Raw genomic sequence first — 22,338 nt, 5'->3', positions numbered from 1 at the left:
CTATGCAAAGTATTATTCAGATTCATACCACTGATAACGTCGCCGTCGCCCTGCGCGATCTTGACACCGGCGATCGGGTGCAGGTGGGCGACTACGCGGTTGTGCTGGCGCAGCCCGTTGCGCGCGGGCATAAATTTGCCCTGCGCACCATCGCGGAAGGGGAGGATATCATCAAATACGGCCTGCCGATTGGCCATGCGAAAACGACTATTGCAGCCGGGACGCATATTCATTCGCAAAATGGTAAAACCAATTTAAGCGATCTGGATAGCTATCAGTACCGGCCGGCGTTTGTCAGCGTGCCTGCGCAGCCAGCCGATCGCGACGTGCAGATCTTCCGCCGTAAAAACGGCCAGGTGGGCATTCGCAACGAACTGTGGCTGATCCCGACCGTGGGCTGCGTGAACGGTATTGCCCGCCAGATCCAGACGCGTTTTTTAAAAGAAACCAACGACGCCGAAGGGATCGACGGCGTCTATCTCTTTACCCATCCGTTTGGCTGCTCGCAGCTTGGCGACGATCACATTAACACCCGCACCATGCTGCAAAATATGGTGCGCCATCCGAATGCCGGGGCGGTGCTGGTCATCGGTCTTGGTTGCGAAAACAATCAGGTGGACGTATTCCGCGAAACCCTGGGCGACATCGATGACGAGCGCGTGCGTTTTATGACGCTGCAAAAATTTGATGATGAGGTTGAGGCGGGCCTGGTGCGGCTGCGTGAACTCTACGCCGTTATGCGTAACGACAGGCGCGAACGCGGCAGGCTCAGCGAACTGAAGTTTGGTCTGGAGTGCGGCGGCTCGGACGGATTGTCAGGTATCACCGCCAATCCGCTGCTGGGGCGCTTTTCCGATTACGTTATCGCAAACGGCGGCACCTCGGTGCTGACGGAAGTGCCGGAAATGTTTGGCGCGGAGCGCATCCTGATGAGCCGGTGCCGCGATGAGCAGACGTTTGAAAAGACCGTGCAGATGGTCAATGACTTTAAGCAATACTTTATCGAACATCATCAGCCCATTTACGAAAATCCGTCGCCGGGCAACAAAGCGGGCGGTATTACCACGCTGGAAGAGAAGTCCCTCGGCTGTACGCAGAAGGCCGGACAGAGCCCGGTAATGGACGTGCTGAAGTACGGCGAGCGGCTGAGTACGCCTGGCCTCAACCTGCTGAGCGCGCCGGGCAACGACGCGGTAGCGACCAGCGCGCTGGCGGGCGCGGGCTGTCATATGGTGCTGTTCAGCACCGGGCGGGGCACGCCCTATGGCGGGTTTGTGCCGACGGTGAAACTGGCCACCAACAGCGAACTGGCGGCGAAAAAACCGCACTGGATCGATTTTGATGCCGGACGACTGATCCACGATGTCAGTATGAATCAGCTACTGGAGGAGTTTGTCGATCTGATTGTGGCAATAGCGGACGGCAGCAAAGCAAAAAATGAGCTGAACGACTTTCGTGAGTTAGCCATTTTTAAAAGCGGCGTCACGCTGTAGCAGAAGCGGTCTTGCCTGAAGCGTTCAGGCGAGGCCAAACCAGCTTTCAAGAATAATCACCGCCGAGAGCGAATCCACGCTGCCTTTGTTCAGCGCGCGAAAGCCGCCTCGCGAGAAGAGATCGGCCCTGGCTTCGACGGTACTCAGCCGCTCATCGTGCAGATGAACCTGTATGCCAAAACGGCCGTGAAGGCGGTTAGCAAACTTGCGCGCTCTGGCCGTCAATGGCTGCTCGGTGCCGTCCATATTGAGCGGCAGACCCACTACTACCGCATCAGGCTGCCACTCTTTTAACAGAAGCTCGACTTTACTCCAGTCCGGAATGCCATCCTGCGCCTTGATGGCATTCAGCGCTCGCGCGGTGCCGGTAAGCTGCTGACCAATGGCCACGCCGATGCTTTTAGTGCCGAAATCAAATGCCAACAGCGTCTGATGCGACATCAGGCGTGACCTGCGTCGCTGGTGAGCGTATGGATATCTACGCCAATGCTTTTAGCTGCTTCACGCCAGCGTTCAGCAATGGGCGTCTGGAACAGAATGTTGCTGTTGGCAGGGGTGGTCAGCCACGCGTTTTCCAGCAGTTCCTCTTCAAGCTGATCTTTTTCCCACGCGCAGTACCCCAACGCAACCAGCACGCTGTCTGGCTGCTCCGGCGTGCCCAGCGTTTCAAGCACGTCGCGCGAGGTGGTGATAACGGTATTATCAGAGACGCGAATGCTGGAGGCAAAAGTACGCTGCGCCGAGTGCAGAATGAATCCGCGATCTTCCGCCAGCGGGCCACCCGCGAACACCGGCTTGTCGAGTTTTGTTTCAGGCGCGCGCGGCGTCGGCATAATTTTGAGCCTGGTCAGCATGCCGTCGACGTTAAGATTTTCCATAGGCTTATTCACAATCAAGCCCATTGCCCCTTCGTCATTATGCTCGCAGATATAGACCACCGAGCGTTTAAAAAGAGGATCCTGTAGCCCAGGCATCGCAATGAGAAAATGATGCTGTAAATTCATTATCAAGCTTCTGTATTCAGGTTAGCCGCGCAAGGCGCGCGGCTAGCGGGTTAATATCCGGGATCCCGCGCGATCCCTCAGGCAAGACGTTTTTCAATGGCATCCATAAGCATACCCGTAATTGAAATCGGGAATGCGGCCTCGATCTCACGGACGCAGGTTGGGCTGGTGACATTAATTTCTGTCAGCTTATCGCCAATGATGTCCAGGCCTACAAAAATCAGACCTTTCGCCTTAAGCGAAGGGCCAACACGACGGGCAATTGCCCAGTCGCTTTCGGTCAGCGGACGGGCTTCACCACGGCCGCCGGCGGCAAGGTTGCCGCGCGTTTCACCTGACTTCGGAATACGTGCCAGGCAATATGGCACCGGCTCGCCATCGACGACCAGCACGCGCTTGTCGCCTTCTTTAATGGCGGGCAGGTAATTTTGCGCCATGCAGTAAAAGTTACCGTGTTCAGTCAGCGTTTCGATAATCACCGACAGGTTGGGATCTTCTTTTTTCACGCGGAAAATAGACGCACCGCCCATGCCGTCCAGCGGTTTCAGAATGATATCGCCATGCTCCTGCCAGAACTCGCGGATCTGCTGAGCACTTCGTGAGACCAGCGTATCCGGCGTCAGTTCCGCAAACCAGGCGGTATAGAGCTTTTCATTGCAGTCGCGCAGGCTTTGCGGCTTGTTGACAATCAGCGTGCCTTTTTCTTCCGCGCGCTCAAGGATGTAGGTTGCATAGATGAACTCGGTATCGAACGGCGGATCTTTCCGCATCAGCACCACGTCCAGATCGGCCAGCGCGATGGTTTGCTCGCTGCCGAAGGTGTACCAGCCGTCATAATTCTGCTCAACGCTCAGCTTGCGGGTGCGCGCCCGCGCTTCGCCGCCGCGCAGGAAGAGATCGCTCATCTCCATATAGTGAATTTCGTAACCACGACGCTGCGCCTCCAGCAACATGGCGAAGCTGGTGTCTTTCTTAATATTGATGCCGCTAATCGGGTCCATCACAATGCCAAGCTTGATCATTTTATTCTCCAGTGGGTGCCTGTTTCAGGGAGGCAGGGCCCAGATAAATTTTTATAACCTCAACGCCCGCCGTAGCGCTACCCCACATCGCCAAAGCGAACCTGAAGCGCGGTGATCGCGGTCAACGCAGTGGTTTCCGTGCGTAAAACACGCGGGCCTAAAAGAATATCGGTAAAACCGTAGCGTGAGGTCATGGCGATTTCATCGGCAGAAAGGCCGCCTTCAGGGCCGATCAGCAGGCGCACGCGCTCAACGGGCAGCGGCAGCGTATTGATACTTTGACTGGCGCGCGGATGCAGGTTCAACTTCAGGCCCGCTTCCTGTTCGGCGCACCAGGTCTCCAGCGTCATTGCTTCACGAACCTGTGGAATACGGTTTCTGCCGCACTGTTCGCAGGCCGCGATGACGATCTTTTGCCACTGATGGATTTTTTTCGCCAGTCTTTCGGCGTCAAGCTTTACGCCACAGCGCTCAGAAAACAAGGGGGTAATGACATTTACCCCCAATTCGACCGCCTTCTGAATGGTGAACTCCATCTTCTCACCGCGCGACATCACCTGGCCTAAATGCAGATGAAGCGGCGACTCACGGTCATCCTGACGGCTTTCTCTCACCGCAACGCGCACTTTTTTCTTATCGGCCTGCACGATTTCGGCGGGAAAAGTCAGATTACTGCCATCGAACAATTCCAGGGCCTGGCCGACACCCATTCGCAGCACGCGACCGACATGATTTGCCGCCTCGTCGCTGAGGTCGATTTCGCCGCCCGACGGAAGAGTTTCGGGATGAAAAATGCGGGGTATGCGCATGGAAGTCCTGATTACGTTGCAGGCTGCACTGTTTTGCAGCCCGGAATAGGGTTAAGTTTAGGCCAGTGATTTTACCGCTGGCAAGCGCGCTGTACATAGGGATTATGGTTTCCCTGTACGCGCGCGATGCGGTTATCGCGTTCGCACTCCCAGGCGGTTGCCGGATATTGCCGATTCCAGACGTCCATAAGCTGCGTCTGCTGTTTCGACATCGCCAGCTGATACCGATCGCGCATATAGAACCAGGTGCGGGCGATAGCGCCTCTGGCGCGGGCGGGCGGCTCTGCCTGTTTATACCTGAAATCGACTTTCATTTCGCACTGGCCGTACTGACCTTCGCCGCCTCGCCACTGGCTGTACATAAAGTTGCCGCGATCGCCGTTGACCTCGCCAATGGCGGGCTGGAGATTGTGTAAATCCGATTCGATGCGGCGGTAAACCGGATCTTTCGCGCACTGCTTTCTGCCGCCCTGCTGCCAGCACTGTCGCTGGTGGCCGAAGCTCCAGGCGGGAACAATATGCTCCCATTCAATACGCTGCGCGCGATGGGCATTTTTACGTACCTGATAGCCGCAGGAGGCCAAATCCGGTACGCCTTTCTTCCCCTGCCAGTGAATTTTACAGCCGCAGTAAAAACTACCGGGCGCGTCGGCGTTAATCTTTGCCGCCCAGGTTTTGGCCTGGCTGAAGTTGTTTTGCCGGAAGGTGCCAGCGCTGAGCGCGTGGGCGAAACAGGCGGTAAACAGAAGAGTCGCAGGTAAGCCGATAATAAATTTGCGGAGCATATTCCAAAACACTGAATGAAAACGGGGCAGCGAGAGTAGCAAATATGCGCATTTTTAGGAAATTAGGGTCGAAAAGCGGCCGGATATTTTTGCGAAACTAGCATACGAGGAGAGGGGGATGGATTGGCAAATTTTATGAGTCATCAACCGGCTGCGCCGGACGTACGGCACCGTTTAGCCTCTAAGCCTTATGTTACTCCATCTGGCGCCTCCATATCGCTGAAGCGGCATACAGGGGCAGGCTGCGCACTGCTCGCCAGCCTGAAAAACTTTGAGAGAGAATGCTAAGGAGACGCTATGTCCGCCATGGGCCAGAAGCAGTTACGACTCCTTCATGATGGCTCGCAGATATCATCCTTTGAAGACTGAGTACGTTTAAATACGATTTGGACGTGTTGCGAAGAAAACAACAGCTGCTCCGATAGCGACGATGAGCGTATCTTCAATCAGGCCACTCCTGGTCTGCCCCATTTCTGCCATGGCCTTTTTGCGTGCCGCAAGCGTGATATAGGCAAGGGGCACAGCGGCAGAGATAGCGACCGCTGCCCCGGTTTTTTCTTCTCCGCTGGGCGCCAACGCGGCGCCCGCAATCCCTGCACTGGCCACACGTGCTGACAAGCCCAAAAACACGGTGCGGTCTGGCGCTGACTTCATCTTGTCGCCAAATAGCTCACCTACACCCATTGCTAACGCGCCGTATTTAAATAGCGGACGGTCCAGCAGCACGAGATTGCCCGATGTGCCGCGCCTGGCAAGGCGTGCTGCAGCGAGGGCCGCCATCGGCGTCATAGAACGGCAGCTGGCAACAAGGCCAATTAAGGCGGAATAAACAAACTTAGTTATTTTCATTAGTTATCTCCCGGATAAATCGAAGTGTTTTATTTTTTAAGCTTTATTGGGGCGTAAGCCAGGAACACTCTGTTTACTTAACGTGTTTACACGGTCACGTTATTTAAACGATTTTCATTTGAGCGCTGGGTTGCATCTTGCAATGTCATAAGGATTTTACAGCCGATGCGCGTCTTACTTTGTCAGCATAATGAGAATACTGAATAGGGCGCGGCCTCCTGTGCAAATGACCATTGCAATAGTCAGTATAGATGAACGGCTTGAGACAACAGAAATGACGGAAGTGGGAGGCTGAAGAATGCGAACCACACTTAATTGCCAGGCCAAACCTCAGCGATAGTCATCCGGGAGTATGGCCGTCAAGACGAGCGGCTACATGCTGACTCCATTAATTGGCATTACTGTTCGCCAGGAAGAGCTTATAGCCGCCTGTCGCGTATCAGATGGCGGATTTGTGCCAAAAACGGCCGTTTGATCAAACTTGAAAGTTTATGATCCTTTATTTGCGATATTAATCAAAGCAGGATTAATTAATTGATGTGTTAAATCATTTTGTCACCGCCGGTGAGGGCCATGTTGCCAGCGCATGTTCAATCATGCCATTTAAGGTTTTACGCGAGACGCCTGCTTTTGCCTGAACTGCCATTCCCTGTGACAGAACCATAATGAATGAGGCCAATGCCTTGCAATCCTGTGATTCAGCCAGATCCCCTTCCTGTCTGGCTTTTTCAAATCTATTTATCAATGCTGCTTCATTGGCTGTCCGACGTCGGATTAACTCACAGCGAATGTTTTCCGCGTCTTCAGAACAAGCCAAAGCCCCATTTATGCCCAGACACCCCAAGTGAGAAGAGTTTCTTGTCTGTAATGAAGCAGATCCATTCAGAATACGTTCCACTACCAACCGAGATGTCGCTGCTTTTAAAGCATCTAACATAAACCCCATATATTTGGCTTCGTACAAGTCCAGGGCTTTAAGAAAAAGTTGCTCTTTATTGCCAAATGCAGAGTACAGGCCCGGACGGGCAACACCTGTCGCTTGTGTCAGATCGTCAAGCGAGGTGCCTTCGTAACCCTTCTGCCAGAAAACAGCAAGCGCACTCTCAAGCGCATCATTTTCATCGAATTGTCTGTGACGCCCCATTGCCAACTCCGGTTCAATTTTTTAATACCGTTTAGTATAAAACTCTTGACCGCTGGAGTAAATTAAAATACCGTTCGATACTATACCTAATGGTATCATATTGGTTATACCTTTCATGCCCAATCAGGATAAAGAAATGTCGAGAAAACTAACCGGAAAAGTAGCCCTGGTCACGGGCGGATCGCGTGGACTTGGCGCTGTTATTGCTGGCACTCTTGCCGATCAGGGCGCAGATATCGCCATCAGCTACGTATCCTCAGAGGATAAGGCACTGGCAGTGGTGGATAAGCTGATGGCTAAAGGTGTGCGGGCGATTGCCATTAAAGCCGATCAGGGCGATCCGACTTCATCTGATCCTTTGATTCAGGAGGTGATGGAACGGCTCGGTCAGCTTGATATTCTTGTCAACAACGCTGCTGTTGCATGGCAGGGTAAAAAAATTGATGCACCAGATATTGATAATGTTGCGATGGATAAGCAGTGGACCATTAACACTATTGGCGTGATATCTACTATCCGCGCCGCAGCCAGAGTGTTGCCAGAAGGAGGCCGAATCATTTCCGTTGGCTCTGGATTGGGCACTCGTATTGCGTTCCCTGGTACGACCGATTACGCAGCCAGTAAAGCTGCGATTGTTGCATACTCTAAGGGTGCCGCACGGGACCTTGGAGCACGAAATATTACGGTTAACATTGTACAGGCAGGCATGATGGATACCGATATGGCTGCTGGCTCCAAAGGGCACCTTCCTCCGATTGTCATGGGCTCACATGCTATCCAGCGTTTCGCGGCGGTTGAAGAAGTCGCCTCAGCAATACTATATCTCGCCGGACCCGATGCCGGTTTCATTACTGGCTCAGTCATAGACGTCAATGGCGGTTTCACCGCTTAATCTCCGGTTGGAAGCACAAGTCATGGCTGAATGCTTAGCATAACGAAGACTTGTTTTGATCTCTGGATAAAAGGCTGTTTAAAGTAGCCTTTTAATTAAATACTAATGTCTGTTACTCGCTCATAGCGGACATTAAATACACCGCGATGCGGTAAATGTTGAGGCGTCCGGTAAATTGCTTTCAAGAATGTTAATGATCAATTCCAGTGGGAATATAGTTTCACCGGTGTTTCTGAGCTCTTCTAATGTCCACCAATGATGGTCGCGAATGACTGCTTTTTCAGTACTGCTCCAACCTGAGCGATCGATATCTGATTTATCTGTATCGAAAATAAAGAAACGTTCTTCTGCGAGAACCGTTTCTCCACTTGGCAACATCATTGTGAAGGACCTGGATGATATCTGCGGTCCTGTGGTACTTCTTGTCAGACCTGTTTCTTCAAACAACTCACGTAAAGCAGCCTGCTCGAAAGATTCATTGCGTTCAAGCCCACCACCCGGTGTTGCCCAGTATGATTTGCCAGTCAGAGCATCATTTTTATGACAAAAGCTAAAGAGCAGCACATGATTTTCAGGCGAGAGGATTATCAATCGTGATGAGGGACGAATACGCACAAAGCCACCTTAGATAAACAGAGCCTGAGTCACCATCAGGCTGGCATTTTCTAACAACTTTAACCCGACTTAACATCCGCTTATCGCTCACAGCTGAAGGATCGTCAGGGTTAACCTGGCATAAAAAGTTGGATTTGAGAAATCTGTCATAGCATGGCGGCTGCGCTGCGCGACCGGCGCCAGTGAACCCTTAGTTGGTTCCTTCATGCCGCTGACGCTGCATCTAACTGATCCTGACCCGAAATCCCGCTCCATTCAGAAACAGAATTCCGGCATGATAAACACTCACCTGAACGGAGGTGGTTCCGGTCTCAAAGGTTTCACCAATTCCCCCTCTCTTGTATCCCGGATGTACCATAACATCCCGCTAACGAACCTCAACCTGCCCGTTGTATGCTGTACCGGTTGAGAAACAACTGAAATAGGAAACGGAGTTAACACCATGAGCAGTGCTCTAGTGCCCGAGTTTGCCGTATCTGACTGGCGTGATTCAAAAAGATTTTACTGTCAGATCCTTGGCTTCAAATGCGTATATGAACGCTCCGAAGAGGGCTTCTGTTACCTAAAGCTGGGTGAAGCAGAACTCATGATTGACCAGATAGGTCAAGGCCGGACGTTTGATGAAGGGCATCAGCCAACCAGCTACCCATACGGAAGAGGACTGAACGTTCAGATTCTGGTTCCCTCAGTTACTACTTTGTTAAAGTCTCTGTCTCAGCATGGGATTGGCCTATACCTTCCTGTAGAGGATCGCTGGTATCGTGTAGATGCAGAGGAAAGCGGGAATCGTCAGTTTATTGTTGCAGATCCTGATGGTTACTTACTTCGCTTTTATCAACATTTAGGTAAACGCGAAATCAAAAATTCCGGGCCTGCGATTACCCCTTTGTAGTATGGGAGTCACCCGGATTTACCATAACAACCCGGCCACGGACGGAACTCAGAGCTTGCCCCAGTGCATGTTTTGGATAACAACCCTGTATCCATCCGTATCTTCGAAGGTAACGCCATCGCGGTCCCAGTAGGGATTGAATGATTTAACTCTGGCGAAGCCAGCATTATCCATATTTTCACAGGTGGTTCGCCAACTGTCTTTCTCAGGAATGTACAGAACCAGGAGATCTTCATTTGAGGGTGAAGGTAGCACCGGATGATGATGGCACTGGGTAAACTCAAGGTGCCAGGACAAGCCGTCCAGTCCTAACATGTATCCGCTGAATCCATCGTGATCTGTAAAAGCACCGATTTTTTCTATTCCAAGCCCGTTACAGTACATTCCACAGCTTTTACTGAGTGCGCTGACAGGTCTGGCTATCCTCAGATGCTGCAATGCCATAGACACCTCCCTTTTTTGCCCTGATTTACCTAACATCTCGATAATGAACCGCTATTACCTCTACCTGCGACAGCCTATAGCTTGATGCTCATATCCATACAACGCAGCTCCGTCTGAGCAAGACTTGATGGGTAAAGACTTTCACTGATAAGAGTAAAAGCGTGCTTTTCATAAAAAGATTGTGCATTTGGGGTAGAGGATAAAATCAATTCCTTAAACCCCTGTCTACGCGCTTCGTCTTTGATAGCGTCGATAATCAGGCTGCCTAAACCCTTTCCAAGGTACTCTGGCAATGTGAAAACAGCTTCAACGCTACCCGCAGAAAGATCCAGAAAACCTGTTGCCACCGGCCTATTATCCGGTCCATCAATGACGAAAAAAGGATTCGACGCTATAGCCGTTCTGTAACCTTCGGGCATTACTCCCGGTGTCCATGCTTCAATAACCACAACGTCGTAGCAGCCTTTGCATCCATGGCGAATAGCCTGGTTCCGAATGTTTGTAGTGGTTGTAGTGGTCAACAAAAACTGGCCACTGTAACGGCCCAGTCATACTCTTTTAACATAACACTACAAAGCACATCCATCGGAATTGCATGAGTCAGGAAACGTCCGCTTTTGGCACAGAGCGGAAGTAACCATACCAATCAGCCCCCTCTTGTTTTTTTTCAGTAAAAGGCTCGTGAAAGGCGAGTATCATTAATAGAAAGGCGTCATGTCTGGTTCGCCTCGCTTGAGGGCTGAATGGCAGGGCCAATATCTGAAGTGCTTTAATGGATGAAAACCCGCGGGATTTCAGCCGTTACTTAATGTGAACTCATAACGTTCAGGGCGTATGAAGAAACGCGAGCTTTCCGCGCACTGACCGTTTTCAAACCAGGACGTCCTCTCCAGCAGGAAGAGCGGCGAATTTTTAGCGATGTCCAGCACTTTGGCAAGTGCCTTATCGGCAAAGTCCATCCGGATGGCGATATCAGAACGGCTTATCGCACTTTGGGTGGCTTTTTCCAGCAAAGCCCAAGTGGGTTCCTGCTCAGTCTCTTCCCAGCTCAGCGCATGAGGGAAAGCCAGAAAATGGCTGTAACCCACGGCAATCGGCTCGTTATCCACCATATGCAACCGTGAGATAAAGGTCAGAGACCGTGCCATCTCAAACAGGTTGAGTAACGGCTCGGGTGTGGGGATCTGCTCTTTAGCCAGCAGACGCATACTCGCGTTCAGCCCCTGCTGCTTGAGAGACTCATGAAAGCTGCGCATAACGTTAATGCCGTGCGCTACTTTTTTGCCTGAGACGTAGGTGCCTTTCCCCTGTTTTCGTTCAACAATACCCTGCTCAGTGAGAGACTTAAGCGCAAGCCGGACCGTGACCCTGCTGACAGAGAAGCGCATTTCCAGCGCAGATTCAGAGGGCAGCTTTCCGTTTGGCTGATAGTGGCCAGCGGCAATTTCCTGCTGCAGCGTATCGGCAATCTGCCGGTACAGCGATGTCATGTTTTCACGCACCAGTGTCATTCAGGTTTCGTCTCTCGTATTCCGTTCGGATCTAGTTTAGTCAGAAGCGATCTTAGACCGACTTGTATTAATACGTATTATAACCACATGTCAATTTACTTACACGTGATGTCGAGCATGACAACTTCTGCGTCATCTGCACTGGCGGTAGACAATATCACTTTTCGTTACCCCGGCAGCGCACCGGTGTTCCGCAATTTCAGTTTCCAAGCACGGCAGGGCGAATTTGTTGTGCTGCTGGGGCCTTCCGGCTGCGGCAAGAGTACCCTGCTTAACCTGCTGGCGGGATTCACCGAGCCGGAGGAGGGTGCCGTTAAAATTAACGGGCAGCGGACGACGCCAGAGAATAACCAACTGGGTTACGTGTTTCAGCAGCCGCAACTCTTTGGATGGCTGAGCGCGCTGGAGAACGTCCGGTTCGGCCTGCGTATGCAGAGACGCGAGGACGTCGCTTCCCAGCGTGAACGCGCGCTGTCTTATCTGCAGCGGGTGGGGCTGGCGCATGCTGCCCATCAGTTTCCGCATCAGATGTCCGGAGGAATGCAGCAGCGCGTGTCGCTGGCGCGTGCGCTGGCACTGGAGCCTGATGTTTTACTGATGGATGAGCCGTTCGCTGCCCTTGATGCCATCACCCGCGGCGATATGAACGAAGAAACGCTTCGCCTCTGGTCTGCCATCGGCCAGACCACCGTCTTTATCACTCACGACATTGAAGAAGCCGTCTTCCTTGCCGATCGCGTCATCGTCCTGAATCGTGCCCCGGGGGGCGTGCACAGCGAACTCACCATTTCTCTGCCGCGTCCGCGCAGTAATCTGGAGACGCGTCAGCTTCCGGCTTTTGCTGCGTATCGCAATGAATTACTGAAGCGCATTACAGACGTAATGCAGCAGTCCCACAGTCACTCAATCTAATAAAACGGAACGCCGAATGGGTAAATCATTTCTTGCTGTGCTGATATCAGGGGTTTTATTTCAAGCGGCCTACGCAGCGGACTCACAGCCGCTGCGCATTGGCTGGGTTTATGCGCTGGCAAACGCACCGGCGCTGATTGCCGAAAAAGAAGGTTTTTATAAGCAGGAAGGGCTGAATGTCGAACTGAAGTCCTTTGGCGACGGGCCGGTTATCAGTCAGGCGCTGGCCGCGCACGAGCTGGATGCGGCTTACATCGGTGCGACACCGGTGTTTCAGTGGTTCTCTCGCGGGCTGAAGGGGCAAATCATTGCCAAAGTGAACAGCGGGCAGGCCGCACTAATCGTTCCGGCAAAAAGTGGCATTTCAACGCTGGCTGACCTCAAGGGCAAGCGTATCGCCGGAGTGAAAAAGGGCAGCGGGATGGATGTGCTGCTGCGCGGAGTCGTGCTGCAGCCTGCCGGGTTAATCGCGGATAAAGACGTGCAGGTGCTGAGTATGCCACCCGGTAACATGCCCGCTGCAATGCAGCAGGGTGTGGTGGACGCTGCCTTTACATGGGAGCCTTTTATCAGCGAAGCGCTGCTGCGCGGTGATGCAAAAGTGCTGCTAGACGTGAATAAAGTTCAGCCTGGTTATCCGTGGTACGTACTGATGGCGCTCCCAGAGACCTTAAAAGACCGGCCTGATGATGCGGTGAAACTTATCCGCGCCCACCAGAAGGCGGTGGATTTCATCAACCAACACCCGGCAGAAGCCGATCGCATTATGGCCGAAGCATTTAAGTTGCAGTCCATCAAAACCGCAGACGGCAAAATCCTGCCGCCGGAGGCACTGGTAGAGGAGGCACGTAAACGCATCCAGTGGTCAGTGTCACTGACGCAGAAGGACGGGGCGTTCTTTGAACAGCTGATGAAGGATTCTCAGTCACTCGGCTATATGCAGAAAGCCCTTGGGGTGAATGAGTTTGTTGATACGCAGTGGCTGAAAAAAGCAGGGATCCCGCAGTGAAGTTAACGCCAAACTGGGGCTGGGCGTCGCTCCCCGCCCTGCTGGTGGTCTGGATTGCTGTGGCCAGTCAATATCCCTCTTACGTGCTGCCGCAACCCTGGGATGTCTGGCATGAAGCCGTGCGCTGGTTCAGTGATGGCTCAATATGGGCTCAGCTGGGTTCGAGCCTGCTGGAGGAGTTTGCCGGGTTTGTTCTCGCCGTAGTGCTGGCGCTGATCCTGGGCGTCAGCGCTGGCCTGTCCGATCGATTCAGGGATTTTCTCACGCCGCTGAACAGCCTGTTTATGGCCATCCCGCCCATTGCATGGGCACCGCTTATGCTGCTTATTTTTGGCCTGGGCATCGTCTCTATCGTAGTGGTGATTGTCATCGCCGCGCTCTTCCCGATGTGTCTGACCATTCAGGAAGGCATCCGGGGCATTCGCGGCGGAGAAGTGCGCGCGGCGCGCACGCTGGGTGCCCGTCCTGCTCAGTTGCTGCTTCATGTCTATCTGCCGAGCTCATTACCGTTTATTACTGCCGCGTTACGTATTGGATTCAGCCAGGCGTGGCGTGCACTGGTGGCGGCTGAAATGCTGGGAGCCTCCCGTGGAATTGGCTGGATGGTAGCGATGGGCGGGCAGACAGGTAACAGCAGTCAGGTGCTGCTGGGGATATGCCTGATCGGGCTCGTTGCGTGGCTGATGGAAAATCTTGTGTTTCGTCGCATCGAGCAGCGCTACCAGCGCTGGCGTGCCCAATAATTGTGTGAGGTTAATGTGAGTCAGTTTGATATCCGTGATGCAGGTGATTACATCGCCCCTAAAGGTTTATATGAACAAAATAAAGCGCGTCCGTTTCTGGGCAGTGTCACCAGCTCACATACTCAGCTAACGGCAGGTGCCTGGGAAGAGATCCAACTGGTCTATACCGTGGGGGCCAGCGGCCTCGCAGATGGCGCATGGCTGAAGCTAGCTTTTAAATTTTACTCAGACTGGGCGCTCTTTCAGACCAGTGACCCTGCTGCTGCGAACTATGTCAGCGCCGAGTATCAGACCGGCCCTCTGTTGCCGGGACAAAGCCCTGCCACAGTGCAGCACCTGAAAATACGTTTCGACCAGAAAGGGCATGAGCGGCCGTTTCAAAAGGCGATTCTGATTGATATCGTCGACGGCTACGTCAACCCTGGAGATAAAATCATTATCCGTCTGGGCGACCGCCGCCGGGGCGGAGGCGGGACCCGCATACAGAGTTTTGTCGAGAAAGATTTCCGTTTCCGTCTGTTTGTCGACCCGCTGGGCAGCTCAAAATTTGCTGAAGTACCGGGGGACACGCTGCTGGATATCGTTCCCGGTACCCCTGCGTCCCTTTCCGTCATTGCCCCCCGGCTACTGGCTCCCCACACCCCTTTCTCCGTAATCATCCGCCTGGATGACAGCTGGGGTAATACCTGCCGGAAAATGCCGCTGTCAGGACGCCTGGCGCTGACCTCATCGGAAGGGGAAACGCAGCACCATGACTTCCAACTGGCCGGACAGGGCTGGGCGATTGCACGTATCGTTGATTTGCAGCTTTCTGCTGGAGAGTGGTCAGTCAGTACAACGCTGGACGCACTCCCGCTGCTGGAAGGTAAAGCGTGGGTCACGGCCGAAGAGACAGCGACAGGCCTGCGCCCGCTGTATGCCGATCTTCATGTGCATTCTGACGACACCGTCGGCACCAATGACACGCTGTATAACCTGAGTTACGGACGTGACGTTGCCGGTCTCGATATTCTGGGTTATACCGCAAACGACTTTAACGTCACCGAAGCGCGCTGGAAACAGGCGGTAAAGCTGATTAATGAGCTGAACCAGCCAGAGAGCTTTGTCTGCTATTCCGGTACCGAGTGGTGCGGCAATACCTGTGCCGGTGGCGACCACAATGTGGTGTTTCTTGAAGATGATGAACCCCAGTTTCCGTTTGATAATCAGGGCCGGCTGGTGCGTTCTTTCGAGTGGAACGAGTTTACTGCCGGCACTATTAAGCCGGGAGCATGGCCGCTTGACGAGCTTTATGCCGCCTATGCGCGCGAGCCGCATAAACATCTGCTTATCCCGCACGTCGGCGGGCGGCGCTGTAACCTTGACTGGCACCACCCTGAACTGGAGAGACTGATTGAAGTCGGCTCTGCATGGGGACAGTTCCACTGGGTCTATGCTGAGGCGCTGGAGCGTGGTTACCGGCTGGGTGCGACTGCTAACAGTGATGAACATCAGGGACGCTGCGGGGGTGGCGTGCCCGCCACGGCGGTATTCGGTTCACGTGGGGGACTGACCGGCGTACTGGCCGAACGTTTTGACCGTAAGGGCGTGGCGACCGCGCTGCGATCCCGCCACACTTTTGCCACCACGGGTGAACGCAGCTATGCCGAACTACGGGCCGGAAATGCGCTGATGGGTGACGTGGCTGCATACAGTTCCGCTGAGGCACTGAGCTACCGGCTGTTAGGCGATGCCGGCTGGGAGTCGATAACGCTTTATGACGGTGAAAAAGAGGTGTGGCACAGGGATTTGCACGCGGAACTGGGCCGCTCACAGCGCCACTTCCGTGTACGCCTGAGTGGCGCGCGTATCAAAGACCGCTATCGAGGCGCGTACTGGACAGGGCATATTGACGTAACAGGGACCCCCATCAATGGCTTTTCCCTGACTGGCGCTGACCACCCTGAACAGACCGTGTGGCGCGAGAGCCATACACAGATTGGTTTTCGTACGGACACCAATGGAGACAGCGACACGGTAACAGTCAGCACGGGTGGACTAAATGGGGCAACGGTACGCGTGCATCTGGAAATCAGCAGCTACATCAAAGTAGGTGACCCACTTACACCTCAACCTCATTCATGGGCACCCCTTTTTGACGCAGAGATTGATGGGAAGGCTCTTCTGTTATCAGGCAAAGAGACTTTTACGCTGGCGGGCACTGAGCTGCAGGTAGAGATCGAGCTGGTGACAGAACAGCCCCTACCGCGTGACCTCCAGGGTGATGTACTGCTTTCAGACCTCAATCTGCCTGAAAAGTCTGAACATGCTTTGTTTATCAGTGCGAGGCAAAAAGACCAGTCGCGTATCTGGACCTCGGCTCTTTTCCTCACGCGTTAACATCCTTCGGCGGCGTCTGAGGCGCCGCTGTAATCATTTTTAAAGTGCAAAGTGCGCTCCTGGCACCAAGCGGACTGACGTAGAGCTAAGGTCCCATATGAGCGAAAAGCGGACATATTCTCATCAAGCTTTGCAGCTTGGACAAGTTTGTCAGGTAAATCTGAGAAGGTGCTTTTAATTGTAGATTGATCGATCTACAATCATTTCTCACTTCTGGAGGATTAATGAAAGCATCTGTGGGCAGACCCCGAGAATTCGACCCTGAAACATTTCTCAATACCGCGCTGGAATGCTTCTGGCAAAAAGGATATCGGGCAACATCAATGTCAGACCTCATGAAAGCCTCAGGTCTTGCAAGTGCCAGTATCTATAAGCTTTACCCTGATAAACGCACAATCTATCTCGCGGCCTTACAGCAATACATGGATGAAGGTGTTTCCAGAGCAGCAGAACGCGATGCGGAGTTATCTCCAGAAAAGGCTTTGCGCGAAACGTTAGAATTTGTAGCGCTTTTATCATCTTCTCCTGATGGAGAAAAAGGTTGTTTTACCATTGCCGCGGCCAGTGAACTTCTACCGGGTGATTCAGAGATAAAAAGTAAGGTTCATCATAAATTCAATTCAATAATCAATCAGTTGGAAAAAATATTATGCAGAGGTCAGACGCAGCAGCTTTTTCGGTGCGATGAAAGCCCACGAACAATGGCAATAAGCATTTTTATGATGCTGGAAGGGATGCGAGTTTACGGAAAAATTCAGCCCGAAATTGACGAACTCAATAGGTGTAATGAATTTATTATCAGAACGGTGCTCTTAAACAGACATGAAGATGGAAAATGCCTCTCCAGACAGGCATCAACATAATGGAAGTGGGCACAATTGTTCGGCGTCGAAAAAGAAGAAATACAATGGTTGTGCTCGAATGTGAAAATGGCATGGCTTTATGTGGTTGGGTCGATAACGGAAAGTTTTTCAAAAGACGCTTTCCATTGCCTCAGTTAAAGACATGTGTGCCTTACTCAAACTTTTGGCCTCTTACTTAAAGCGCCGGAATGTCCTTATCCGGTGCCTGATACTGACATCCGCTCCTGGCACTAAAGGGACTTACGCGCTGTAAAGTTCCGCTTTGAGCGAGGAGCAGACTGTCATTTATTCGCTTAATTTTTTGCTTAACGGGCCAATGATATTTTAAATTTATATGACCCAGTCACTCGTTTACTCGTGGTTATGATCTCTTAGAAAAACGGTCAGCACGTCCTTGGGTGGGGTTACACCACTTTCTGAAAGTAGCCAACCTACGGCGCCGCGATGATATGTCCCATGAAACAGCACATGATTGAGCATATCCATCGCCTTCATCTCACCATATCCGCCATCAACAAACTGGAATTTAATGGTTTCAGCAAGGTCAATGGGGGACATAGAATTGATATGTTGAATATACCAGTCTGTACATTCAGTCATCGTTATCAGAAGCTCATCAGCAGAGGGGGTCTCAGGCGTATTTAGTGCAGTGTAGGAATGCTTCTGACCGATAATGTTGGCTCCGAAGATCATATCAACCACATGTATGTGATTCATCAATCTGAGCGTCAGATGGCGCCTTTCTGTATTAGTGGACGCATCAATTCTTTTAATAGCTTGTAGAGTTTCAAGATCGATCCAGCGCTTATATCTAAAAAGCGTGACTATCGTGCCATTATCCATGCATTACCTCCTTTATCTATTTTATGATCATATCAGTAACATGTGGGGCTCTCTACTAACTTCCGCTTTTGGCACAAAACGGACATTCACTGAAAAAGCATCTTATTAGTGAGCATCTGTATCTTCCATTGCCGCTTTTACTCTGAGAATGGTCTGCCGTGTAGTGTTAAATTCGCGCGCGATTGAGCTGATGCTTATCCCTTCATCAATACGCAGGAATACCGCTTTCTTTTGTTCATCATTCAGAGCTGGCGGGCGGCCAAAACGCTTTCCGGATGCCTTAGCACGCGCGATACCTGCATGCGTACGCTCAAGTAGCAAATCCCGCTCAAATTCCGCGACTGCAGAGATTACCTGCATTGTCATCTTACCGGCAGGACTGGTGAGATCTACCCCGCCCAGTGCCAGGCAGTGAACCCGTATCTCTGACGCAGAAAGCATCTCAACGGTTTGTCTGATGTCCATAGCGTTACGTCCGAGACGATCCAGCTTCGTTACGATTAAAACGTCACCGTTTTCCATTCTATCAAGCAGACGCATGAATCCGGGGCGCTCAGCCGCCGCGACTGAACCACTAATGTACTCTTCAATCAGTCGCTGGGGTCTAATGGCAAATCCGGCCGCTTCGATCTCACGACGCTGGTTCTCAGTATTCTGTTCAAGGGTCGATACCCTGCAATAGGCAAAAACTCGTGACATGGCGTTATTTTATGTACGAAATGGATGTACGTATTGTAAGCCATGTACGAAAATAAAAACACTAACTTTCGTACATATGATATTTAACATGTACTAAACCGGTCGTTTTCGTACGGAAGGTTTAATCGCGAAACGGTAGCATCGCCGTCTTTTCAGCACACATCATTTTTAAGTGTTATCATTACGTCTAATGAGCCGTGTAAGTTAAACGGGATTCAAAGCGAGGTAATTATGTCTGTCAAACAACGAGCAACGCAAAGCGTTACCATGACCCTGGAACGCTCTTTACTTACCCGGGCTCGTGAAGCTGGAATCAATCTCAGTGCCACATTCGTTGCAGCGCTTGATGCTGAATTGCGTCATTACGAATCCATGAAATGGCAGGAAGAGAATAACGAAGCGCTGGAAGCACTTAATCGCTTTCATGACGAACATGGTTGTTTCAGTGATGAATACAGGACTTTTTGAATGCAGTTCACTGTATACAGCAACACCGGGAAAAGCGCGCTCTATCCTTTGCTACTCGATATAACGAGCGACATTATTGGTCAGCTAAACCGCAGGATTGTGATCCCACTGCTGCCTGTTGAAAAGTATCCCGGCAGCACACGGCCGGAACGACTGATTCCGCTAATCAGACTGACTGACGGTAATGACTATGCCGTTATGACCCATGAAATGGCGAGTATCCCTGCCCGTTCGCTGGGGGCTGAATTCTGCGATGCATCCCCTTATCGTGTGCAGATAAAAGCCGCGATTGATTTTCTCTTTGATGGTATTTAATCTTTTTTTCGTAACTGATTTTTACCAAATATCTTGAAAAATTGGTTTGCCCAAGCACTGTTATGTTAAAAGGGATTGAGTAGCCCCCCTCATTCTGACTTTTTGTCCCATTCGGCATGAGTCAGTGTAAATAACATGCTGGCGGGTGCATTTTTCACATCATGAATGTTCCCTATATACCTGAGTCCGGCATTCTTCAGGACTTTCTGTGATGCCATGTGGTTTGCTCTTACTACGGCAGATATCTCAGGCAGTTTTATTTCACCGAACCCATAGCTGACCGCATAGTTAGCGAACTCTGTCGCCAGGCCTTTTCCCCATGACTCAGTGGCGAAACGATATCCCAAGTTGTTGATAGAGATATCGGCATAACTGCTGATACTCAGCCCGCCAAAGCCAATGATCCTTTCGGGATTATCCTTAAGCGAGATAGCCCAGTCCCCGAAACCGTAAGTTTCCCAATGGCTGAGCCAGCGAGCCAACACATTACGTGCATGATCAATATCTGGGTACGGTCCTGCGGGGTTAAACGTATTCGTAGCAGGGTCGCCATAAATTCTGAAGAGATCATCCGCATCTAATGCATTTACAGGGCGAAGATACAGTCTTGAGTGCTGTTGCGGCAAAACAACCTCCTGTTTACAGATTTAAATGTGGCTATTTTACTGTTTTATAGACGGTATATGCTGAGTGCACAAGACTGGGACCGCAATGGCGTTACCTTCGAAGATATAGATGGATACAAGGTTGTTATTCAAAACATGCACTGGAGAGAGCGCTGAGATTATTTTGCGGCCAAGTTGTTATGTTTAATGTGGCAGAACTACCCTGCCATAATGATTTTGACGTCCGCTTTTCGCTCACAGCGGATCTAACCCAGCGAGCAGGTCTGCTCCGTGCGGGGAGCAGCCGTTCAATCTGCAATGTCTTAGTTGCGTAATGAAACAGATGACGAAGAGTGTTTTGTTTACGTAAGGTAAATGCTAATCCCGCAGCCAACAAAAAGGAGTAAGTATGAGCAAATTTCAGGGTAAACGGATACTGATTACTGGCGGTACAAGTGGCATGGGACTGGCAGGCGCTCAGCGTATTGTTACTGAAGGGGGGCATGTAGCCATTACAGGGCTTAGTGAAGAAAGACTGGAACGCGCCCGCACTCTGCTGCCTGAAACATCGCTTATTCTGAAAAGCGATGCTGCAAACGAAACTGACATCAATGTGCTTAAGGAAGCCCTTAGCGGATGGGGTTCACTTGATGGGCTATGGCTAAATGCTGGCTTCGCTGAGGTAAGTGCTCCGGAATCGGTAACAGCAGATTCGTTTAATCGTATGATGAACGCTAATGTGCGCGGCCCAATGCTACAGCTTGCAGCCCTCTCCAAATCACTCAATTCGGGCGCATCTGTTCTGGTAACGTCATCCTCCTCTGTTTATGAAGGTGCAGCGATGACAAGCCTGTATGCAGCGACGAAAGGCGCAGTTATCGCTATGGTTAAAAGCTGGGCATCTGCGCTGGCTGAACGAGGTATCCGCGCCAACACGTTGGTGCCCGGTCCGATTGAAACCAATTTCAGGCACTTTATGTCAGAAGAGTCGCGTCAGCAGTTTGAAGATTTTGTGGTAAGCCAGGTTCCCCTGGGCCGCGCAGGAACAGCAGAAGAGGCCGCTGCGGTTGCACTCTTCCTCCTGTCCGATGACGCATCCTATGTTACTGGCAGCCAGTATGCTGTAGACGGCGGGCTCGTACATTACTGATCGTTTACTCGGATTCACAAGCAACTGAAATTAATCCCATAACGTCAGCTTTTTAGCTCAAGGCAGACATCGGTCTTTCCGTCAGTCCGCTTTGTGCCAGAAGCGGACGTTGGTAAACAGAATATTGTATTTCAAGACCAAATTGATATCGTAAGGTCCTTCAAAATTTGAACGACTGATTAGATATTAGGATTGTATAATTTTTCAGCAAAATTCATCACTAAGGAGTTAGAGATGTTCACATTCCGCTTATTAACGGAAGACGAACTCCCTGCTTATCTGGAATACTTTATTCCTGATTATGCCGCTGAAATCGTAAAAAATTATGGACTATCCTAGAGTGATTCTCTTGCCAGAGCGCAACAGGAAATCTCGGAAGCGCTTGCGGAAGGAGTTAATACGGTTGGCCAGGTTCTATTAGCCCTTGTTGCACGATTAGATAAAACTGAAAAGCATATAGGCTACCTCTGGTACAAACCAGATGCGGCTGGACGTACAGCTTTTATTTATGACTTTTATATCTTTAATCTCTTCCAGGGAGTTGGGCTGGGTAAACAGGCAATTCGCGCTTTTGAAGAGAACCTGCGTGAGAAGGGTTTTAAAGAGATTAGACTGCGCGTTGCAGGCAATAATACTCGTGCTCGCCATATTTACGAGAGCAACGGTTTTGGAGTCACGGGTATCAACATGAGCAAGGTTATCGTGGACGAGAATAATAAAGAATAGTTTGAGTAATTAGAAATCACTTCTGCTGCTCGCACATAGCTACCCCTTCCTTACGTCTTGATGGGCAGCCTCGTGCCAAGAGCGGAATCTGAAGTGCTAGAGGTCCTGTAAAAATTGATGGTTCGTTTTCGCAGGGATACTTACAATTTAGATGACATATATCAGT

The 22,338-nt window shown here is 51.3% G+C and carries 25 protein-coding genes and 1 pseudogene; 12 read left to right on the top strand and 14 right to left on the bottom strand.

The genetic code is table 11. The features are described from left to right. The first annotated feature begins 2 nt into the window (after window positions 1-2). Window positions 3-1,493: an altronate dehydratase family protein gene (locus tag FA91_RS14865; protein ID WP_034916868.1), complete on the top strand. Its 1,491-nt coding sequence runs from the start codon at window positions 3-5 to the stop codon at window positions 1,491-1,493. 24 nt (window positions 1,494-1,517) lie between these two features. On the opposite strand, the gene ruvX is transcribed toward FA91_RS14865, so the two are convergent. The 7 genes from ruvX to FA91_RS14830 form a co-directional block, all read right to left on the bottom strand. Beyond that, window positions 1,518-1,934, bottom strand: coding sequence for a Holliday junction resolvase RuvX (gene ruvX / locus FA91_RS14860; RefSeq protein ID WP_197060501.1), 417 nt, complete (start codon window positions 1,932-1,934; stop codon window positions 1,518-1,520). Next, entirely contained in the window at window positions 1,934-2,497 is a 564-nt protein-coding gene (locus tag FA91_RS14855; protein ID WP_034916864.1) for a YqgE/AlgH family protein, read from the bottom strand. Before FA91_RS14855 ends, ruvX begins: the two co-directional genes overlap by 1 nt. 77 nt (window positions 2,498-2,574) lie before the next feature. Beyond that, on the bottom strand, window positions 2,575-3,519 hold the full coding sequence (gshB, locus tag FA91_RS14850) for a glutathione synthase (protein ID WP_034916862.1): 945 nt from the start codon (window positions 3,517-3,519) through the stop codon (window positions 2,575-2,577). 77 nt (window positions 3,520-3,596) lie between these two features. After that, on the bottom strand, window positions 3,597-4,328 hold the full coding sequence (gene rsmE, locus FA91_RS14845) for a 16S rRNA (uracil(1498)-N(3))-methyltransferase (RefSeq protein WP_034916860.1): 732 nt from the start codon (window positions 4,326-4,328) through the stop codon (window positions 3,597-3,599). 71 nt (window positions 4,329-4,399) lie between these two features. After that, window positions 4,400-5,113 (bottom strand): deoxyribonuclease I, encoded by a 714-nt coding sequence (gene endA / locus FA91_RS14840; RefSeq protein ID WP_034916859.1) that lies wholly within the window; start codon window positions 5,111-5,113, stop codon window positions 4,400-4,402. Window positions 5,114-5,488: 375 nt separating this feature from the next. Beyond that, window positions 5,489-5,962 (bottom strand): hypothetical protein, encoded by a 474-nt coding sequence (locus FA91_RS14835; RefSeq protein WP_034916857.1) that lies wholly within the window; start codon window positions 5,960-5,962, stop codon window positions 5,489-5,491. Between the two features lie 547 nt (window positions 5,963-6,509). Then, the gene (locus tag FA91_RS14830) at window positions 6,510-7,106 is read right to left on the bottom strand and encodes a TetR/AcrR family transcriptional regulator (RefSeq protein ID WP_034916854.1); all 597 of its coding nucleotides are present in this window, start codon (window positions 7,104-7,106) and stop codon (window positions 6,510-6,512) included. A 136-nt stretch (window positions 7,107-7,242) separates the two neighbouring features. Here FA91_RS14830 and FA91_RS14825 point away from each other — a divergent pair, with 136 nt between their 5' ends. Then, the gene (locus tag FA91_RS14825; RefSeq protein ID WP_034916853.1) at window positions 7,243-7,998 is read left to right on the top strand and encodes an SDR family oxidoreductase; all 756 of its coding nucleotides are present in this window, start codon (window positions 7,243-7,245) and stop codon (window positions 7,996-7,998) included. Between the two features lie 132 nt (window positions 7,999-8,130). On the opposite strand, the gene FA91_RS20590 is transcribed toward FA91_RS14825, so the two are convergent. Continuing rightward, on the bottom strand, window positions 8,131-8,613 hold the full coding sequence (locus FA91_RS20590) for an NUDIX domain-containing protein (RefSeq protein WP_072032310.1): 483 nt from the start codon (window positions 8,611-8,613) through the stop codon (window positions 8,131-8,133). A gap of 442 nt (window positions 8,614-9,055) precedes the next feature. Here FA91_RS20590 and FA91_RS14820 point away from each other — a divergent pair, with 442 nt between their 5' ends. Continuing rightward, window positions 9,056-9,505 carry a VOC family protein gene (locus tag FA91_RS14820; protein ID WP_034916850.1) on the top strand — a complete coding sequence of 150 codons (450 nt, stop codon included), beginning with the start codon at window positions 9,056-9,058 and terminating at the stop codon, window positions 9,503-9,505. Window positions 9,506-9,553: 48 nt separating this feature from the next. Here FA91_RS14820 and FA91_RS14815 read toward each other — a convergent pair whose 3' ends face one another. From FA91_RS14815 to FA91_RS14805, 3 genes are all read right to left on the bottom strand, one after another. After that, window positions 9,554-9,949 carry a VOC family protein gene (locus FA91_RS14815; protein WP_034916848.1) on the bottom strand — a complete coding sequence of 132 codons (396 nt, stop codon included), beginning with the start codon at window positions 9,947-9,949 and terminating at the stop codon, window positions 9,554-9,556. 74 nt (window positions 9,950-10,023) lie between these two features. Next, the gene (locus FA91_RS14810) at window positions 10,024-10,473 is read right to left on the bottom strand and encodes a GNAT family N-acetyltransferase (RefSeq protein ID WP_034916846.1); all 450 of its coding nucleotides are present in this window, start codon (window positions 10,471-10,473) and stop codon (window positions 10,024-10,026) included. A 270-nt stretch (window positions 10,474-10,743) separates the two neighbouring features. Further along, window positions 10,744-11,460: a GntR family transcriptional regulator gene (locus FA91_RS14805; protein WP_034916844.1), complete on the bottom strand. Its 717-nt coding sequence runs from the start codon at window positions 11,458-11,460 to the stop codon at window positions 10,744-10,746. Between the two features lie 117 nt (window positions 11,461-11,577). Between FA91_RS14805 and FA91_RS14800 the strand changes: the two genes are divergently transcribed. The 5 genes from FA91_RS14800 (at window position 11,578) to FA91_RS14780 (ending at window position 17,366) form a co-directional block, all read left to right on the top strand. After that, window positions 11,578-12,372: an ABC transporter ATP-binding protein gene (locus FA91_RS14800; RefSeq protein WP_051937209.1), complete on the top strand. Its 795-nt coding sequence runs from the start codon at window positions 11,578-11,580 to the stop codon at window positions 12,370-12,372. Between the two features lie 16 nt (window positions 12,373-12,388). Next, window positions 12,389-13,381, top strand: coding sequence for an ABC transporter substrate-binding protein (locus FA91_RS14795; RefSeq protein WP_034916842.1), 993 nt, complete (start codon window positions 12,389-12,391; stop codon window positions 13,379-13,381). Next, window positions 13,378-14,124, top strand: a complete 747-nt coding sequence (locus FA91_RS14790; protein ID WP_034916840.1) for an ABC transporter permease — start codon at window positions 13,378-13,380, stop codon at window positions 14,122-14,124. The genes FA91_RS14795 and FA91_RS14790 overlap by 4 nt, the downstream gene beginning before the upstream one ends. 15 nt (window positions 14,125-14,139) lie before the next feature. After that, window positions 14,140-16,503, top strand: coding sequence for a hypothetical protein (locus FA91_RS14785; RefSeq protein WP_034919381.1), 2,364 nt, complete (start codon window positions 14,140-14,142; stop codon window positions 16,501-16,503). A 224-nt stretch (window positions 16,504-16,727) separates the two neighbouring features. Next, window positions 16,728-17,366: a TetR/AcrR family transcriptional regulator gene (locus FA91_RS14780; RefSeq protein WP_034916838.1), complete on the top strand. Its 639-nt coding sequence runs from the start codon at window positions 16,728-16,730 to the stop codon at window positions 17,364-17,366. A 351-nt stretch (window positions 17,367-17,717) separates the two neighbouring features. On the opposite strand, the gene FA91_RS14775 is transcribed toward FA91_RS14780, so the two are convergent. Continuing rightward, window positions 17,718-18,209, bottom strand: coding sequence for a DinB family protein (locus tag FA91_RS14775; protein WP_034916836.1), 492 nt, complete (start codon window positions 18,207-18,209; stop codon window positions 17,718-17,720). A gap of 105 nt (window positions 18,210-18,314) precedes the next feature. Then, on the bottom strand, window positions 18,315-18,908 hold the full coding sequence (locus FA91_RS14770; protein ID WP_034916835.1) for a recombinase family protein: 594 nt from the start codon (window positions 18,906-18,908) through the stop codon (window positions 18,315-18,317). 231 nt (window positions 18,909-19,139) lie between these two features. On the opposite strand from FA91_RS14770, the gene FA91_RS20580 reads away from it, so the two are divergent. Next, the gene (locus FA91_RS20580) at window positions 19,140-19,376 is read left to right on the top strand and encodes a type II toxin-antitoxin system CcdA family antitoxin (RefSeq protein WP_072032309.1); all 237 of its coding nucleotides are present in this window, start codon (window positions 19,140-19,142) and stop codon (window positions 19,374-19,376) included. Next, window positions 19,377-19,691 carry a CcdB family protein gene (locus FA91_RS14765; protein WP_034916834.1) on the top strand — a complete coding sequence of 105 codons (315 nt, stop codon included), beginning with the start codon at window positions 19,377-19,379 and terminating at the stop codon, window positions 19,689-19,691. A gap of 89 nt (window positions 19,692-19,780) precedes the next feature. Here FA91_RS14765 and FA91_RS14760 read toward each other — a convergent pair whose 3' ends face one another. Further along, window positions 19,781-20,317 carry a GNAT family N-acetyltransferase gene (locus tag FA91_RS14760; protein ID WP_034916833.1) on the bottom strand — a complete coding sequence of 179 codons (537 nt, stop codon included), beginning with the start codon at window positions 20,315-20,317 and terminating at the stop codon, window positions 19,781-19,783. 388 nt (window positions 20,318-20,705) lie between these two features. Here FA91_RS14760 and FA91_RS14755 point away from each other — a divergent pair, with 388 nt between their 5' ends. Together FA91_RS14755 and FA91_RS14750 are read left to right on the top strand one after the other, a co-directional pair. Further along, window positions 20,706-21,446, top strand: coding sequence for an SDR family oxidoreductase (locus tag FA91_RS14755; RefSeq protein ID WP_034916831.1), 741 nt, complete (start codon window positions 20,706-20,708; stop codon window positions 21,444-21,446). A 234-nt stretch (window positions 21,447-21,680) separates the two neighbouring features. Next, window positions 21,681-22,172 (top strand): annotated as a pseudogene (locus FA91_RS14750) (GNAT family N-acetyltransferase). Window positions 22,173-22,338 lie beyond the last annotated feature (166 nt).

The sequence above is a fragment of the Erwinia sp. 9145 genome, from assembly GCF_000745075.1.
Classification (GTDB): Bacteria; Pseudomonadota; Gammaproteobacteria; order Enterobacterales; family Enterobacteriaceae; genus Erwinia; species Erwinia oleae.
Note: the sequence above shows the minus strand (reverse complement) of the source record. Positions and strands in the feature narration are given on the sequence as shown.